The organism is Brochothrix thermosphacta DSM 20171 = FSL F6-1036, from assembly GCF_036884295.1.
Classification (GTDB): Bacteria; Bacillota; Bacilli; order Lactobacillales; family Listeriaceae; genus Brochothrix; species Brochothrix thermosphacta.
In genome coordinates this window covers 239,714-257,609 of sequence record NZ_CP145608.1, presented here as the reverse complement: position 1 = coordinate 257,609, position 17,896 = coordinate 239,714, and the positions used below count along the sequence as shown (strand labels likewise).

Genomic DNA, 17,896 nt, shown 5'->3' with positions numbered 1-17,896 from the left:
CGTATGGCCTCCCTACTCTTCTTCATCACTTGTTTTGAGTGCTAATATTTTATCACGAATCGCTGCAGCCGTTTCAAAATCGAGCATACGGGCTGCCTCTTTCATGTCATCTTCTAATTCCGCGATTGTACGTGTATCGATTACTTCTTCAACCTCTTCAACGACATCCGTATTACCCGCAGAAACAACTTCGTGAATCGCTTTCTTAATCGTCGTTGGTGTAATACCATGTTCTTCATTATAAGCTTTTTGAATAATACGACGACGTTCCGTTTCATCCAATGCTTTTTGCATCGAATCAGTAATACGATTCGCATACATTAACACGTGACCGTTGGCATTACGAGCCGCGCGTCCCATCGTTTGAATAAGTGAGCGCTCAGAACGTAAGAAACCTTCCTTATCGGCATCTAAAATGGCAACAAGAGAAACTTCTGGAATATCAATTCCCTCTCTTAACAAGTTAATTCCAACTAACACATCAAACTTACCACGACGTAAATCTTGTAATATTTCTAAACGTTCAATCGTCTTCACCTCTGAATGGAGGTACTGCACTTTAATGCCTAACTCTTTGAGATAATCTGTTAAATCTTCCGACATTCGTTTTGTCAAAGTTGTAATTAATACCCGTTCGTCCACTTCAATCCGCTTATTAATTTCACCAATAAGATCGTCAATTTGACCATCAATTGGACGGATTTCAACTTCGGGATCAAGCAAACCTGTCGGACGAATAATTTGTTCAATAACATCTGGATTTTGTTCCAATTCATAAGGACCTGGTGTTGCTGAAATATAAGTAATTTGATTGACGTGTTCTTCGAATTCTTCCAAGCGTAACGGGCGGTTATCAAGTGCTGATGGTAAACGGAAGCCATAATCGACAAGCATTTGTTTACGCGCTTGATCCCCATTAAACATCCCTCTAATTTGCGGCATTGTCACATGCGATTCATCAATAATAATTTGGAAATCATCTGGAAAGTAATCAATCAATGTATGAGGTGTTGAACCTGGCGGGCGTAATTCAATTTGTCGTGAATAGTTTTCCACTCCTGAACAATAACCAATTTCTTCCAACATTTCTAAATCATAGTTTGTGCGCTGTTCCAAACGTTGCGCTTCAATTAACTTCCCTTCATCACGAAAGTATTTGAGCTGTTCAGCCAACTCAACACGGATATTTTGCATCGCTACTTCCATTTTTTCAGGTGCTGTCACAAAGTGAGTCGCAGGGAAAATCGTTACATGCTCACGGTCAGCGATTATTTCGCCTGTTAAGGCATCCATTTCACGAATTCGTTCGATTTCATCGCCAAAAAATTCAATACGCAAACAACGTTCACTACGTGAAGCTGGGAAAATTTCCACAACATCCCCGCGCACACGAAAACGCCCGCGTTGAAAATCAATGTCGTTACGTTCAAATTGAATGTCGACCAAACGACGCAATAATGTATTGCGTTCAATTTCCATCCCTTCACGTAAAGAAATCAGACGATCAAAATAAGATTTTGGATCACCTAAACCATAGATACAAGATACACTGGCAATAACAATTGTATCGCGACGCTCTAGTAATGAGGCGGTAGCAGAATGTCGCAGTTGATCAATTTCGTCATTCACACTCGAATCTTTTTCAATATAAAGATCTTTTGATGGCACATAGGCTTCTGGTTGAAAAAAATCATAATAACTAACAAAATACTCCACAGCGTTTTCCGGAAAGAACTCCTTGAACTCACTATAAAGTTGCCCTGCTAACGTTTTATTGTGAGCGATGACAAGGGTCGGCTTATTTAAATCTCGAATCACATTCGAGACAGTAAATGTTTTCCCTGTTCCTGTTGCGCCTAACAAAGTTTGCTGTTTAACGCCATTTTTCAGGTTTTTCACTAATTTTTCAATTGCTCGTGGTTGATCACCCGCAGGTTGATACGGTGATTCTAATTTAAATGTCTCGTTACCCATTATTTACGCTCCTTTTAATATATTCATACTCTGATTTTAGCAGAAAAAACACCAAAAAGCGAAAATACGTTCGCTTTTTAAGAAAAAAAAGAATAGCGTTAAAAACGCTATCAGATTTTTTAAAAAGTACGATTACTTTTATTAAAGGTTTTTTAAAGACGACAAGAAAAAGAACAACAATCGTGTTTATTGCTCTTTTCCTTCCTCATTCTTCTTTTTAAAGTAATTCACAATTATTAAACCGACTGTAATAGAAAAAGCATCTACTATGATTATTGCTAGGCTATTTGTATACCCTAAAAAAGCACTCGTCATAATCAGAATAACAGTTAAAACAACTGCCATAATGCGACTATATGTTACTTTTGTTAATACGATAACCATTAACATCGGCAACAATAGTGCCGATAAAAAAACATCTAAACTCATTTGCGTGTCGCTTCTTTCAACAACGCTTGTGTAGTGGTTGCAAGATGACTTGCGCTGGCATCATTTTGTTTTAATACATCTGGCAAGATTTCTTCAATAAAATAAGTAACAGAAGCTAAATGACGGTATTTGATGATTGTTTCCAATGCTTCAGCATAAATTTCAAAGAAAAGCGGTTCACTATTGCCTTGTTGAATTTCAGCATAAGATTCGTAAAGTAAATCAACTTTATCTGCGACAGCTAAAATTTGACCTTCTAACGTTTCATCTTTACCTTCTTTAAAAAAACGTGCAAAATCAGCTTGAAAACGCTCAGGAATTTCTTTGCTAATAAAATTTTGAGTCATACTATGTTCAACATCGCTTAACATTTCACGAAGTTCTACAGATGCGTATTTTACAGGTGTTTTAATATCACCAATAAACAATTCTGAATAATCATGATTTAATGATTTCTCATAGAGCGAACGCCAATCAATCGTTTGGCCGGATTGTTCTTCTACAACGCCTAAAAATTGTGCAATTTGAGCCACCTTAAAACTATGTGCTGCCACATTATGTGGTTGATATTTAAATTTACCTGGGCAACGTACGATTAATTCTAAATCGGATAAGCTACCAAAAAAGTGATGAATTCCCATATTTTCACATCCTTCAGTCTTTTCTATTTCTCGTAATCATATCATAAAACAGGTCTTTTTGCCCACTTTAGTCATCGTAAAAAAACCACCTCTTTAAAGGTGGTTTTAATTTATGGTACTTAGCTTAACTTATTACTCTTCAACTTTCTTTCCAACCAACAATTCTTTTTCGGCTTTACTTGGAATTAAAAGCGTGAGACTTATCAACGTTACTAGCACTGTTGCTCCCATATCTGATAAGATAGCAAACCACAATGTGAGCCAGCCTGGAATCGTCAATAATAGCGCGATGATTTTCAATCCTAACGCAATACCAATGTTCCAATGAATGACACGTTGTACTTTGTGTCCAATATCAACAACAAATGGTAAACGTTTTAAATGACTCTGCATTAAGACGACATCTGCAACTTCAATTGCTGAATCGCTCCCTTGACCCATCGCAATCCCAACTTGTGCAGTTGCTAAAGCAGGTGAATCATTGATACCATCACCCACCATGGCCACTAAACGTTTTTCTTTTGCTTCTTTAATATAAGCCACTTTATCTTCTGGTAATAGATTAGCTTTAAACTGATCAAGCCCTGCTTTTTCTGCCATTAATTGCGCACTCTCTGCATTATCTCCTGTGAGCATTGTCACTTGTTTAACACCACTGCGTTTAAGCGCAGCCACTGTTTCTTTTGCTTCCTCACGCAATTGATCACGAATACCGAAAATAGCAAGAATGTCTGTTTTTGTGCCCAATATAGCAACGGTCATACCTTCTTTAAGCATTAAATCATACGCATGTTTTGCATCAATAGACCACGTTGCTTCTTCAAACAAACGATTATTTCCCAAGAAATAACTTGTGTCTTCAGTTGTCATTTCAAGGCCTTTACCCGCGATTGTTCTAACAGACCCATCTGCTAAGGTATTGTTGGCCCCCTGTTTTTCGGCTTCTGTAATAAGCGCTAATGCAAGTGGATGATGTGATTCACCTTCCATTTTACGAACAATTTCAAAGACATTAATCGTTGGATCAGCCGGCGCTAACCATGTTGATACCACGCTTAATTCACCTTTAGTCAATGTCCCTGTTTTATCCATTACCACTTCATCTAACTTCGCAAGTTGTTCAAGGAACACGCCGCTTTTAACGAGTACGCCAATTTTTGCACTACGTGTTAAACCAGCCATTAGAGCAATGGGTGATGATAAAACCAGTGCACAAGGACAACCGATAATTAAAATCGCTAACCCTTGGTAGACCCATAGATTCCAATCACCTGTAATTGCACCCGGTACTAACATCACGAGCATCGCTAATACTAAAATAACAGGGGTATAAAAACGAGCGAACTTATCAATCGCCAACTCTAACGGCGTTTGTTGACTTTGAGCTTCTTCTACTAGAGCAAAAATTTTCGCCATCGATGATTCTTTGTATACCTTTGTAATGCTTAATATCAACGTACCATCTTGATTAACTGCGCCACCAAAAACATCGTCGCCCTCCCGTTTCTTAACTGGAACAGCTTCTCCTGTAATTGCAGCTTCATTGACGTTGCTACTGCCTGAATAAACACGGGCATCAGATGGGATTTTTTCACCCGCTTTAACAATAACTTTATCGCCAACTGCTAAGTTTTCAATACCAACTTCGCGCTCTTTACCGTCAATAATCAGCGTCGCTGTTTCTGGTGCCAACGACAATAAACTCTTCATTGACTGTTGTGCACGACGCATACCGTAACCTTCTAAGTATTCGTTTAAACCGAATAAAATCGCTACCATTGCTCCTTCGCGCCATTCACCAATTAAGAAGGCACCAATCATTGCAATAGTCATTAATGTATCGATTGTAAAACGGAAACGGAATAGATTACGCAACCCTCTTAAAAAGGTTGTATAACCACTAATACTGGCCGCTATTAAGTAGAGGATTAACTCTGCCCAACGCGGAAGATTAGCTTCCATCATCATAACAGCAGCAAATAAAACAGCTGATACTGCCAATAGCGTTAATTCTTTCTTATGACTCCCAGCAGAATGATCGTGGTCGTGTCCATGGTCATGATCTGAGTGGTTGTTTGGTATTTCTGCAAACGCTGCACCTTCACGTGCCAAAACTTTAGAGACCTGATCTAAATCAACATTTTCTGGTAACACCAGTGTTTCTGTTGCATATGTTAATTTGGCTTCTTTGGCATTTGGAACTTTACGAATATCACGTTCTAATTCTAACGCACAATTCGCACAATCTATTCCCGTTATTTTATGTTTTTCCATCGAGAAAGCCCCCTTTATATTGTTATCTACCCATATAGTGATTCGATCGACACCATTATATAAAGATTATTATTATAATAGCACACGTTATATCGTTATATGACTATCTATTCATATAATAACAAATATTCAACTTTTTATCAATGGTTAATTACTTAATTAACTTTAAAAAAACAAAAAGAGCATTCTGACTAAAAATCAAAATACTCTTTCTCCACATTTAGTTAAAGTTAACAACCCTTGCGATACTTTCAAATTCCGTGTTTTTTTGCGAGTTTGAAGATATTTTTACTCTGTCTCTAGAACTCCAAGCTTACTTTATCAAAATTTCATAAACGCAAAAAAATCACTAGACCTGAAATTTAAGTGCTTTAGTAGGCATTCCTCCAGAAAACTAAGCCAACTTTATCAAAATTTCATAACTTTATTAGACTCACCTTAGACCTGAAATTTAAATTGGCAATAGACCTGAATCAGTCTATCCTAATTAAAATTCCTAGTCTTTCGAGAGGCGAGCTTTTATAAATTCCAATTTGAATAAAGTAAGGCGCGCTTAGCTTTCTTTCGGTAATCAGCCTACCTCAACTAAAATTTCTAGTCTAATGAGTGATTTTTTTAAGCATTCCAATTTGGATAAAGTAAAACGAGCTTGTCGTTCTTTCACTTTTACTTTTACTTTTACTTTTACTCTTCTTCTTCAAGTTCGACCATCGTGCCTGTTTTCAAATAGATGACCCATTCACAGATGTTTAATGTGTAGGCGCCTATTCGTTCAAAGCTTTTAATGCCATTAAATAATTTTGAGATGGGTTTAACGTGTTCTGGATAGGGTACAATGTTTGATAAAATTTGTTTGCCAAGCTGATGAGATAATTGGTTGATTGAAAAGATTTTGAGGGCGATTTTTTTAGCTTTCTCCTCGTTCATTTCACCATAAGCTTCCAGTGTTTCTGTTAATGTTTCACTCAATAATTGCGTGATTTTTTCACATTCTTTTAACGAGATATCAATGTCGTGCTTTTCTGCTGAGCGTGCGGCTTTAGCTAATACAACGGCGTGATCGCCCATTCGTTCCAAATCGGCACTGATTTTAATCATCGTAATCACTCGACGTAAATCAAGGGTTACTGGTTGTTGAAGCGCAATCACTTCAATGATATGTTGCTCCAATTGTTGTTCTTTCTCATTAATTACTTCATCGTTACGAATCACTTCGTTCGCTGCATCGGCATCTTTTGTAGCAAATGCCTTTCCTGCTTTCAAAATTGCTTCGTTTACAAGCAATCCCATCTCAGCTAGTTGTTGTTGTAAATTTCTCATTTCTTGATCTAACAATTGACGTCCATTCATAAGTAACCCTCCTTCTTAGCCAAAGCGGCCAGATATATAATCTTGTGTTTCTTTCTCTTTTGGATTTAAAAAGATATTTTTAGTATCATCGTATTCAACGACGTGCCCGTTTAAGAAAAAGGCTGTTAAATCAGAGATACGTGATGCTTGTTGCATATTATGTGTCACAATCAATATGGTGTATTTCTCTTTCAATTCAACAATCAAGGATTCAATCTTTGCTGTTGATATTGGATCTAACGCGGCTGTTGGCTCATCCATCAAGATGATTTCTGGTTTGACTGCCAACACACGCGCAATACATAAACGTTGTTGTTGTCCACCTGATAACCCTAAGGCTGAGGTGTGCATACGATCTTGTACTTCTTCCCATAACGATGCTTTCATCAAACTTTCTTGCACAATTTTATCGAGTTCCCATTTATTTGTTGTCCCATGTAAGCGTGGGCCATAAGCAACGTTGTCATAAATTGAAAATGGAAAAGGATTCGGTTGCTGGAACACCATTCCTACACGTTGACGTAGGTCTACTAAATCAGTACGTGAAGAGGTCACTTTGATATCTTTAACAAAAATGTCGCCGGATGTTTTCACATTCGGTATCAAGTCGTTCATACGGTTAAGGGTTCTCAAAAAGGTTGATTTCCCACAGCCTGAAGGGCCTATTAAAGAAATGATTTGATTTTTAGGGAACGTAAGCGATACGTCGAACAGCGCTTGCTTGTTACCGTAAAATAAATTTAATGCTTTCGTTTCTACAACTGTCATGACTGTTCCTCCTAACCAAAGTTTCCTGAAACATACGCTTGTGTTCTTTCATGCGATGGGTTCGTGAATATCGTTGCTGTATCATTATATTCAATCACTTCACCCAGATAAAAGAAGGCTGTTTTATCTGAAATTCGTGCGGCTTGTTGCATATTATGTGTCACGATAATAATAGTGTAATGCTCTTTTAATTGTGTAATTAAATTTTCAATTTTAGATGTTGAAATGGGATCTAGGGCTGATGCTGGTTCATCCAACAACAAAATATCGGGTTCCGTTGCGACTGTTCGCGCGATACACAAACGTTGTTGTTGTCCGCCTGACAAACTGAGAGCACTTTTATTTAATGTATCCTTTACTTCTTCCCATAAGGCTGCGGCTTTTAAGCTTTTTTCAACACGTTCTTCCAACACGTGTTTTTCCTTAATACCGTGGCGTTTAAGCGCAAATGTAATGTTTTTGTAGATAGATTTGGTAAAAGGATTCGGTTTTTGGAACACCATACCGATATTTTTACGTAGTTCATATAAATCTTCTGCAGCTGTATTTACATCACGTCCATGGTAAAGGATAGGACCTTCACTACGACACCCTTCAATTTCATCATTCATACGGTTGAGTGAGCGTAAATAAGTTGATTTCCCACAGCCTGAGGGTCCAATTAAGGCAATAACTTGGTTTTTTGGAAAAGCCAAGCTGACATCTTTAATGGCATGTTTGTCGCCATAGTGGACATTAAGTTTTTTTGTTTCAATTGCAAATTCTGACATTTCCGTCACTCCTTTATGATGATGTCATCAAACGATAGACATATTTTCCAATCACTCGTGCTAATACATTAAACAATAAAATCGCGATAATCAAAATAGCTGCTGTCCCGTTTGAAATAGCGGTGGCATCGGGTACAACCCCTTCGCTGTTTACTTTCCAAATATGTACAGCTAACGTTTCAGCTGGCCGCATAATATTCCATGGCGATTCTTGACTAAAGATATTAAAATTCGCAAAGTTCAAAGCAGGTGCATTTTGTCCAGCTGTATAAATTAAGGCTGCAGCTTCACCAAAAACACGTCCTGCAGATAAGATGATTCCTGTGATAATACCTGGTAAAGCTGTTGGCACCAACACATAAATAACTGTTTCCCAGCGTGTTAACCCTAATGCTAAACCGGCTTCACGTTGCGTTGACGCAACTGATTTTAACGATTCTTCCATTACACGTACTAAGATGGGTAAGTTGAACAACGTCAATGCCAAGGCACCTGACAAGATTGAAAAACTCCAACCGAAGTAGATAACGAAGATTAAGAAGCCAAAGAGTCCCACAACGATAGAGGGTAATGATGATAATACTTCTACCATTAAACGCACGCTTTTAGTGATCCAATTATCTTTCGCATATTCCGACAGATAGATAGCTGCTCCTAATGAAATCGGAACACTGATACATAGAGTTAAGAATAAAAGATAGAAGGAGTTGAACAACTGTGGTCCAATCCCACCACCTGCTGAAAATGATTCGGACGGGGCTGTTAAAAAATTCCAACTAATTTGTGGCACGCCTAGTACCAAAACATAACCGATGATACCTAACAGCAATGCACAAATAATACCGGCAATCACATAGAGGATTGATGTTGCAAACCGATCTTTTAATTTTGAATTCATTTAATGCTCCCTCGCTTTCCGATCAATCGAACGATGATAATAAAGAATAGTGACATTAATAACAAGACTAACGCGAGTGACCATAACACATTGTTTTCAAGCTGACCTGGAATTGTATTTCCCATACTCATTGTTAAAATACTTGTTAATGTTGAGGCTGGCTCTACTAATGATGTTGGCATAATCGCTGCATTCCCAATTACCATTTGAACGGCTAAGGCTTCACCAAACGCACGTGCCATCCCAAATACTAAAGCGGTTAATAAACCTGAGCGGCAACTTTTAAGGATAACACCCCAAATTGTTTGCCAACGAGTCGCGCCTAAAGCGAGTGATGCTTCACGATAATGTCGTGGAACGGCTGAAATGGCATCCACGGATAAACTTGTGACTGTCGGTAAAATCATTACTGTTAACACGAGCGTTCCGGCGCCGATACCAAAGCCGGTCCCTCCAAAGAAATGACGCATCATCGGTACAATTACACTCAATCCGATTAAACCGTAGACAACGGATGGAATACCAACGAGTAATTCAATCACGGGTTGTAAAATACGTTTACCAAATTTAGGTGATATTTCTACCATAAAAATGGCGGCTCCAATAGCAAGAGGGGCTGCAATGAGCGCTGCCAAGAGCGTTACTCCAAATGATCCGATGATCATCGGCAATGCACCCACTAACGGATTACCACTGGCATCTACTTTTGACGGTTGCCAATCTTGGCTTGTTAAGAATGACCAAATTGATACTTTATTGACAAAAAAGGTTGATAATCCTTTTGAGGCAACAAAATAAATAATGACTAATGCACCAATGGCCATGACAGATACACAGATAAAACTAATTATTTTCCCAAATCGTTCAAGGTTTTTTTTATTTGATCTTGTTATTTCACTCATTGTTTATTCCCTACTCTCTTTTGACGTCCATAAAAAAAAGACGCCCTTTTCTCTTAAACTCATCATAATCAATAAACATCAATAGTTTATTGAGAATTTGTAAAGTTTATGTAAAGGTCGTCTTTTATATTAATTTAAAGGATGGGTCGGTAAAATAACTTCAAAGGTTGTGCCTTCATCTTCCACTGATGTTAAAGTAATTTCACCATGATAACGTTCCACTAAATGCTTCACAATCGATAGGCCTAATCCTGTCCCACCTGTTTCACGTTCTCTTGATTTATGCACACGATAAAATCGTTCAAACACACGCTGTTGATCGTCTTCTGGAATGCCAATACCTGTATCACTGACACGGAATACAACGTGTGCCTGTTCTACTGCGTTTTCGATTGACAATTCGATACGGCCATCTGCAGGTGTATAGGTAATCGCATTGCTAATCAAATTCAACGCAATCTGGTGCAGACCATCACTCTCGCTTGTGAGTGGGTAACTTTCTGGTAAATTTAACACCAGTTCAATCCGCTTTTCTTTTAATGGCTTACGCACAACTTTGAGTACCCGTTGAACAACATCGACAAAATCCACACTTTCAAAATGCGGCTTAATCTGTTGTTGTTCAATTTTAGATAATTGTAAAATATCTTCAATCAAACGGGTTAAACGATTACTTTCATCTCGAATAATTGTTAAAAATTCTTTGCGTAATTCAGGATCTTCTACTGCACCATCTAAGAGTGTTTCAGAAAAGCCTTTGATTGACGTGACAGGGGTCTTTAATTCATGTGATACATTCGATACAAATTCAGAACGCAACGTTTCTAAATGGCGAATCTCTGTAATATCGTGCAAGACCAATATAACACCTGTTAAACGCTGATTGTGTTTATCTTGAATGGGTACAACATTAGCATCCACACGCTTCTCTGAGTTGTGACCATAAAGAATCACTTCTGCTTGTTGTTTATCTCCCGTTTTAAATGCTTGTTTGATGAGATTACTTAACTGGTAACTTGGCAAAACTTCAAAATAATTATGATTGAGCGGATTTTTTTCCATCAGTTCAAACATGGCTGGATTAGCCAAGGTGATACGATGCTCCATATTGACTAATAAAACACCACTGACGAGGTTGTTCAACACACCTGTTAAACGCAGTTCTTTTTCCTGTATTTCAGACACATTTTTTTGTAATTTTTCTCCAAGTAAATTGACCGATTTTGCTAATTCTCCAATTTCCCCACTAGGCAATAACATCACGCGTTGCGAATAGTCTTTTTCTGCCAAACTATGCGTTACGTCTGTAATTGTTGTGATGGGACGGGCAATTCGTCGCACCATGATAATAATGACGAGCGTTGCCACTACAATAATAACACCTGCCATAATAATCAGACTGATTTGCAATTGCGTAATGGCTGATTCAATTAATTCAAGGCTCACGGCTACACGCATAAAACCAACTAATTTACCGTCTTCCATAATTGGGACTGCTGTGTAAAGCATGCTGTATCCTAAGCTGCTGCTTTGACGTTGATTAGAAGCTGATGTAAGATTTTTATCCAACAACAACGCTTTTATTTCAGGGCGATTTTTATGGTTGCCCATTTGTCGGTAGTCTTCTTCTGTATCTGCAATCACATTCCCAGCTTTATCGACAATCGTTAAGCGCGAATCCAGTAGTCCACCTTCTTTATGTAACTGTGCGTTAAGCGCTTCGTTCGGTTCTTTAATCGAAATACCTGATGCCTCAATGTTTTCAATCATTAATTTTGCACTTTGAAGCATTTGCGCTTCACGGTTTTCAATATAATTACGTTTAATAATTGACGCACTGAAAAAACCGAGTACACCGACTACTAAAATTGTAATGATACAAAAAACAAGCACGAGGCGTTGCCATAATGGTTTCATTGCACATCATCCATTTTATAACCAAACCCTCGTACAGTAACAATGTAACGTGGCTTTTTGGTGTCTTCTTCAATTTTTTCACGCAGGTGACTCACATGCACGTCAACAATCCGTGTTTCACCGGCATAATCATAGTCCCAGATAACATCTAGTAGATGGTGACGGCCAAATACCTTGCCTTTGTTCTCGGCTAAAAAACATAATAATTCGTATTCTTTAGGTGTTAATGTCAGTTTTTCACCTGCGCGATACACAGTGTGACGTTCACGATCAATCCGCAATGTTCCAATTTCAATGACGGTTTCAACTGTTTTTCCAGCACGCGCCTCAGTTGGCGACATTTCAACACGACGTAATATTGCTTTAATACGGGCAGTTACTTCACGTGGACTAAATGGTTTCGTCATATAATCATCCGCGCCTAACTCCAAGCCGATAATTTTATCGTACTCGCCATCTTTAGCAGTCAACATCAAAATTGGCGTATAATTTTCTTGTTTGCGTAATTCCTTACACACATCAATACCTGTCATACCAGGTAACATCAAATCTAATACGATTAAGTCGATTGCCTGTTCTGAAGCGATCTCCAATGCGGTAGTCCCGTTTGTTGCCGATGACACCGTATGCCCTTCTTGTTCAATGTTAAACGTTAGTAACTTCACAATCGTTGGTTCATCATCTACCACTAAAATATGCGCCACTTTAAGTCACCCTACCTTTTCATCATTATAATTACGAGCTTCTAGCATTTTCACTATACCATGATTTACGCTATGAAAAAAAGCCAATGCACAGAAATTTGTCGTAAAACAAACTAACTCGCACTGACTCTCTCTTTCAAACGAACGATTGATTAATGAATTGAATGATGATTTTGAATCGCTTCAATCGCTTCTGCCAACATTGGTGCAACTGTTAAAACCTTGATTTTATCTGATTGATCCTCATCTTTCAAACGAACAGTATCTGTTAAAATTAACTCACTTACTGCTGAGTCTCCAATACGTTGGCTCGCATGAGCTGATAAAACACCATGTGTTGCACAGGCTTTGACATCTTTAGCGCCCGCTGCAATTAGGGCATCTGCTGAACTGATTGTGCGGTACCCCGTATCGATAATATCATCCACAACAATTGCCATTTTGCCTTCTACATCACCTATGATATTTAAAATTTGGTTTTTATTAGGGCGTGGTTTACGATTTAAAATAGCAATTGGCCAATCGTGTTTTTCTGCAAAATTACGCGCGCGCGAAACGCCACTATGATCTGGTGAAACAACCACAATATTCTCTTGACCGTATTTTTCATTCACATAATCAGCTAATAAGTGTGATGTTGTTAAATGATCAATTGGAATGTTGAAAAACCCTTGTAATTGCGCTGCATGCAAATCAATGGTTGTTAGACGATGTGCGCCTGCTTCAACAATAAGATTCGCTACTAGTTTAGCCGTAATTGGCTCACGTGCTAACGCTTTGCGATCTTGGCGTGAATAACCAAAATAAGGCATCACAACATTGATTGTTTTTACTGCCGAACGTTTCAAGGCATCAATCATGATCAATAATTCCATGATGTTATCATTAACGGGATCCACGGTTGATTGCACAAGATAAGCCGTTGCACCACGTACACTTTCTTCAATATTAATTGCTATTTCACCATCACTAAAACGTTGCAACCCAATATTAGTCAAAGATACGCCTAATTCATCTGCAACTTTTTGTGCCAACGGTTCATTTGAACTCAAGGCAAACACCTTTAATTTATCTCCATCAACTTTCAACACTATCTTTCATCTCCTCTACAACACTTTCTTCAATAAATAATAATCCCAATTCAAATGAATCTGTTTCAAATAAAGCGGTTTCGACAAAGCGCGGTTCATTAAATTCATCACACACTGTTAATTTAACATAGGCCCGATTAATATTTAATGCATCATAAAGCTCTTGTCTATTCTTCACAGGATTGCCATTACACGAGGTAATCAGTTCTCCTGGTAAAATCCCCATTTTACGCGAGGCAGTATCTTCTCGGGTTCCTATCACACACACGCCCTTAGACGTTTGATGGTAACGTTCCGTATCCGGTTCATCCACTACCCAAAAGTAAATATCAATCGCAATATGACCTAACAGCGCCATTACAAATGGCATTAAGGTAAACCAATTATAGAAGTATGTTACTATTGTTAACAACGTTACTATTACTGCTAAAGCAATAATTGCAAACATCCGCTTTTTCAATAAGCGTTTGGGCAGTTGCGAACGAACAATGACACGTGTACCAATGACAAGCGGTACAAACAATGGTAAAAATTCCATTTTACCAACTGAAAAGATAGGCCACCACTCACTCGTACTAAAAAAACCATCCTTTGCTACAGGAAAAAGCATAAAAACTGGTAATAAAAAAGCACCTCTATATTTAAATTGCCCTTTTATTGTACCACGTCGGATTTTAATTAGCTCTGGTTGTAGCGGTTTTCTTGAAAATAAATAAAGTAAGAACCCTTCAATAAATAAACCGACTGCTAACAAAATGCTCAATCCAATCAATATATTCGGTTGCATGATTAACTGCGTTGAAAAAACAGCAGTAATACTGTCTTCTGGTTTAATTAACAATAATAAGTTGATACCAATCAACCCTAATGTAGTAAGTGCCAATGTATAACTTGCTGTTAAGCCACGATAGCCTAAAGTAGCAAATAACACCACACTCACTATATTGAATAACAGCAACCAACTAACATCGACAATAATGCCCGTATACCAGGTCATAGCAGATACAATTAAACCTAAAACAAGTCCAATCAGGAGTAAGCGTGTGCTTTCTAATGTTGCCGGGTATAAGCGTGTATTAAAAAATTGCCGCTCTTTTCTCACACGAATAATACCAACAAGCACTGTTGTGATGAGTACTATCCAAAGTAGTGGATGTATAAAGTACGAGAGTAAGCTTGTTGTGATATTTCCCAAATCATGCACCTCCATTTAAAGAATCGGTGATAGAAGACGAGAAACGCCTTCTTTAAATTTAATCCAGTTTGATCGTTTTTCATATTCTTCCAATGTCATTTCAGATGACACTAACATATCATCCAAGAAGATATTATGTAATTCTCGACCCATTTCTTCATCATATATGAAGGCATTCACTTCAAAATTCAATCTAAAACTACGATTATCTATATTTGCTGTCCCAACCGAAGATACTTCTGCATCAACAATCACTGTTTTCGCATGTAAGAAGCCATCATTATAACGGTAAACTTTTGCACCACACTTTAACAGCTCACTCACGTGATTTGTCGTTGCCCAGTATACAAACGGATGGTCTGGCATAGATGGAATCATCACGCGAACGTCTACGCCTGATAATGCAGCAATTTTAAGAGATTCTAACACACTGTTATCCGGAATAAAGTAAGGTGTTTGGATAAAAATAGTATCCTTAGCAGAATTTATCAGCTTTATGTAACCATTTTTAATTTGTTCCAAATCAGTATCTGGACCACTTGATACAATTTGCATTGGTATATTCCCCTCATGTTTATAAGCCAAAGGAAAATAACGTTCATCGTATTTAATTTTGTCGGCTTTGTGAGTTGCTGCTGAATTCCAATCCATAATGTAACGGGCTTGCATCGCAAAATTGGCACTTCCTTTGACACGTAAATGCGTATCTCGCCAATTACCAAATTTCTTCGATTTACCTAAATATTCATCCCCGATGTTAAACCCACCGATATAACCAATTTCACCATCTATAATTGCTAATTTACGATGATTGCGGTAATTTAAGCGAAAGTTGATTAACGGTAATTTAGATGGGAAGAACGGGTAGGCTTTTCCACCATGTTTTTCTAATTCTTTAAAAGCCGAAGGTCTGACAGAACGAGATCCCATTGCATCATAGATAAAACGAACCTCGACACCTTCCTTGGCTTTTTTCACTAATAAATCCACCAAACTCGTACCGAGTTCATCAAATCTAAAGATATAATAAATTAAATGGATATGATCTTTTGCAGCTTCTATATCCCTGAATAACGATTCGAATTTTTTCTTACCATCGATTAATATTTCAACATCATTATCTTGTGTAAGCGGTGCACCATCATTAACTAACAATAGATAAACCATTTCTTTATGTTTCTCCGGTGTATCTTCTACAAACGGAAAAACGCCTTCTTTAATGAGGTTAATTTGCGATTTTATAATATCATTTATCCCTATACGCTCTTGCGCTTTCCAGTCAAAAATCTTTCCTCGTGATAAATTCCTACCAAAAATTAGGTATAAAATAAAACCTACTATTGGTACAAACGTCAACACTAAAAGCCAAGCCCAAATCACTGAAGATTCACGGCGCTCAAGGAAAACAGTTAAAAGTGCAAGTAACATGTTAACTACAAGTACAGTTGCTGTTATATAGACCAGAATTATTGACAGCTCCATTGCCCCATCTCCTTCATACTTAATATGGTATCTTTATCATAACATACCCCTACAGTTCTCTAAAGAAAAAAATAGACCCACATGGTTAGTGTGGATCTATCTATATCAGTTGCTTCACGAGAGAAACATACTATTTCATTTAGTTAATACGTCCAAAACCAGCTAAGTGCTCGCCCCAGTATGCGCCATGAATGTTATCTGTTTGGATACCATTATTTTGCGAGTTGAACATTTGACCGCCACCAAGGTAAATACCTACGTGACTGATTCCGCCATCAGAGAAGAATACTAAGTCGCCTGCTTGTGCTTGGCTTTCAGAGATACGAGTCGTTGCACCATATTGTGCTGCTGCTGTACGCGGTAAGCTAATACCAGCTTTAGCATATGAATACATTACAAGACCTGAACAGTCAAAGTTACCAGGTACTGCGCCACCACCGTATGCTTGACCAGCATATTTGTAAGCTTCTTGGATTGCTCCTGAAACACCAGAAACGACTGAACCAGCGTTGTTATCTGTTGTTTCTTTAGCAGGTTTGTTTTCTGTTTTTTTAGTATCGTCTGTTTTGTTAGTGCTTGTGTTAACTACAGATACGACATTTTCAGTTTTTGTTTCTGCTTTTGCAACAGTTGATGTTTTTTCATCTGCTTTTGCAACTTCTTTAACATCTGTTTTGATTGGTTGTACTGCAGCTGCTGCTGCTAATTCTGCTGCTACTTTTTCAGCTTTTTGAGCACGTTTTTCATCGTTAGCTAATTTAGCAACAAGTACTTCTTTTTCAGCTTTTTGTGCTGCTAATTTACCAGCTGCTACTTCGCTTGAAGCGATTACTGAACGTTGGTTATCGATTTTAGCGCTAAGTGATTTATTATCTGCCGCTAATTTATTTTCATCTTTTTGTTGTGCTTCAACAATACTAACATCAGCACTTTGGAATTTCGAGTATGCTATAACAGCCGCTGCTGCATCAGTAATACTGTCTGCTTCAAGAACTGAATCTACAATTGATGTTGTTGCACTAGAAGTTTGCATTGCGCGTGCGCGTTCTTCTAATTTACCTTTACGTTTATCAATTGCTGCTTTTGTTTCCTCAATTGATTTTTCAAGTTTAACTTGATCTTTTTTCAATTGCGTAAACTCTTTTTGATTCGCTGCTACTTTAGCAGAAACTTCTGATTCTTGTTGAACGATATCAGCCAATTGTGATTTCATGTCTGCTTTTTTAGATGCGATTGTTGCACTTGATTCACTTGCTGAAACGCTTGTTGAAGCAATACCTGCAAATGGTGATACTGTAATAGCTGCTGCTAATGCGATAGCGATAATTTTTGAACTCTTCAAAATGTTGTTTCCCCTCTCGTAAATCATGTTTTTTATTTATTTTTAACGAACAATTATATATATATGCGTGTTGACTACTTATACCATTCTATAGCATCCTTTCATACATTACAATTTACGTTATAGCGTCTTTTGTTACAGTTGTGTTACACGGTTCTC

At 37.9% G+C, this 17,896-nt stretch carries 15 protein-coding genes; all 15 read right to left on the bottom strand.

Features of this window, described 5'->3' with window-relative positions; genetic code table 11:
- Window positions 1–12 precede the first annotated feature (12 nt).
- Window positions 13–1,974 (bottom strand): excinuclease ABC subunit UvrB, encoded by a 1,962-nt coding sequence (gene uvrB / locus V6S17_RS01270; protein WP_029090836.1) that lies wholly within the window; start codon window positions 1,972–1,974, stop codon window positions 13–15.
- A 186-nt stretch (window positions 1,975–2,160) separates the two neighbouring features.
- Window positions 2,161–2,403, bottom strand: a complete 243-nt coding sequence (locus V6S17_RS01265; RefSeq protein ID WP_029090837.1) for a DUF2198 family protein — start codon at window positions 2,401–2,403, stop codon at window positions 2,161–2,163.
- Window positions 2,400–3,044 carry an HD domain-containing protein gene (locus V6S17_RS01260; protein WP_029090838.1) on the bottom strand — a complete coding sequence of 215 codons (645 nt, stop codon included), beginning with the start codon at window positions 3,042–3,044 and terminating at the stop codon, window positions 2,400–2,402. The genes V6S17_RS01265 and V6S17_RS01260 overlap by 4 nt, the downstream gene beginning before the upstream one ends.
- Before the next feature lie 132 nt (window positions 3,045–3,176).
- Window positions 3,177–5,318, bottom strand: a complete 2,142-nt coding sequence (locus V6S17_RS01255) for a heavy metal translocating P-type ATPase (RefSeq protein ID WP_029090839.1) — start codon at window positions 5,316–5,318, stop codon at window positions 3,177–3,179.
- Between the two features lie 684 nt (window positions 5,319–6,002).
- Window positions 6,003–6,668 carry a phosphate signaling complex protein PhoU gene (gene phoU / locus V6S17_RS01250; RefSeq protein ID WP_029090840.1) on the bottom strand — a complete coding sequence of 222 codons (666 nt, stop codon included), beginning with the start codon at window positions 6,666–6,668 and terminating at the stop codon, window positions 6,003–6,005.
- A gap of 15 nt (window positions 6,669–6,683) precedes the next feature.
- Complete coding sequence (gene pstB, locus V6S17_RS01245; protein WP_029090841.1) at window positions 6,684–7,436, bottom strand: phosphate ABC transporter ATP-binding protein PstB; 753 nt, start codon at window positions 7,434–7,436, stop codon at window positions 6,684–6,686.
- 11 nt (window positions 7,437–7,447) lie between these two features.
- Window positions 7,448–8,206: a phosphate ABC transporter ATP-binding protein PstB gene (pstB, locus tag V6S17_RS01240; RefSeq protein WP_051457153.1), complete on the bottom strand. Its 759-nt coding sequence runs from the start codon at window positions 8,204–8,206 to the stop codon at window positions 7,448–7,450.
- A gap of 13 nt (window positions 8,207–8,219) precedes the next feature.
- Window positions 8,220–9,104 carry a phosphate ABC transporter permease PstA gene (gene pstA, locus V6S17_RS01235; RefSeq protein WP_029090843.1) on the bottom strand — a complete coding sequence of 295 codons (885 nt, stop codon included), beginning with the start codon at window positions 9,102–9,104 and terminating at the stop codon, window positions 8,220–8,222.
- Window positions 9,101–10,006 (bottom strand): phosphate ABC transporter permease subunit PstC, encoded by a 906-nt coding sequence (pstC, locus tag V6S17_RS01230; RefSeq protein ID WP_029090844.1) that lies wholly within the window; start codon window positions 10,004–10,006, stop codon window positions 9,101–9,103. The genes pstA and pstC overlap by 4 nt, the downstream gene beginning before the upstream one ends.
- A gap of 129 nt (window positions 10,007–10,135) precedes the next feature.
- A complete protein-coding gene (gene pnpS, locus V6S17_RS01225; protein ID WP_029090845.1) occupies window positions 10,136–11,923 on the bottom strand; it encodes a two-component system histidine kinase PnpS in 1,788 nt (595 codons plus the stop codon).
- Window positions 11,920–12,627, bottom strand: a complete 708-nt coding sequence (locus V6S17_RS01220; protein WP_029090846.1) for a response regulator transcription factor — start codon at window positions 12,625–12,627, stop codon at window positions 11,920–11,922. Before V6S17_RS01220 ends, pnpS begins: the two co-directional genes overlap by 4 nt.
- Before the next feature lie 152 nt (window positions 12,628–12,779).
- Complete coding sequence (locus tag V6S17_RS01215; protein WP_232515081.1) at window positions 12,780–13,718, bottom strand: ribose-phosphate diphosphokinase; 939 nt, start codon at window positions 13,716–13,718, stop codon at window positions 12,780–12,782.
- Window positions 13,705–14,913: a hypothetical protein gene (locus tag V6S17_RS01210; protein ID WP_029090848.1), complete on the bottom strand. Its 1,209-nt coding sequence runs from the start codon at window positions 14,911–14,913 to the stop codon at window positions 13,705–13,707. Before V6S17_RS01210 ends, V6S17_RS01215 begins: the two co-directional genes overlap by 14 nt.
- 15 nt (window positions 14,914–14,928) lie before the next feature.
- Complete coding sequence (cls, locus tag V6S17_RS01205; protein ID WP_080712861.1) at window positions 14,929–16,395, bottom strand: cardiolipin synthase; 1,467 nt, start codon at window positions 16,393–16,395, stop codon at window positions 14,929–14,931.
- Between the two features lie 139 nt (window positions 16,396–16,534).
- Window positions 16,535–17,737, bottom strand: a complete 1,203-nt coding sequence (locus tag V6S17_RS01200) for an NlpC/P60 family protein (RefSeq protein ID WP_029090850.1) — start codon at window positions 17,735–17,737, stop codon at window positions 16,535–16,537.
- Window positions 17,738–17,896 lie beyond the last annotated feature (159 nt).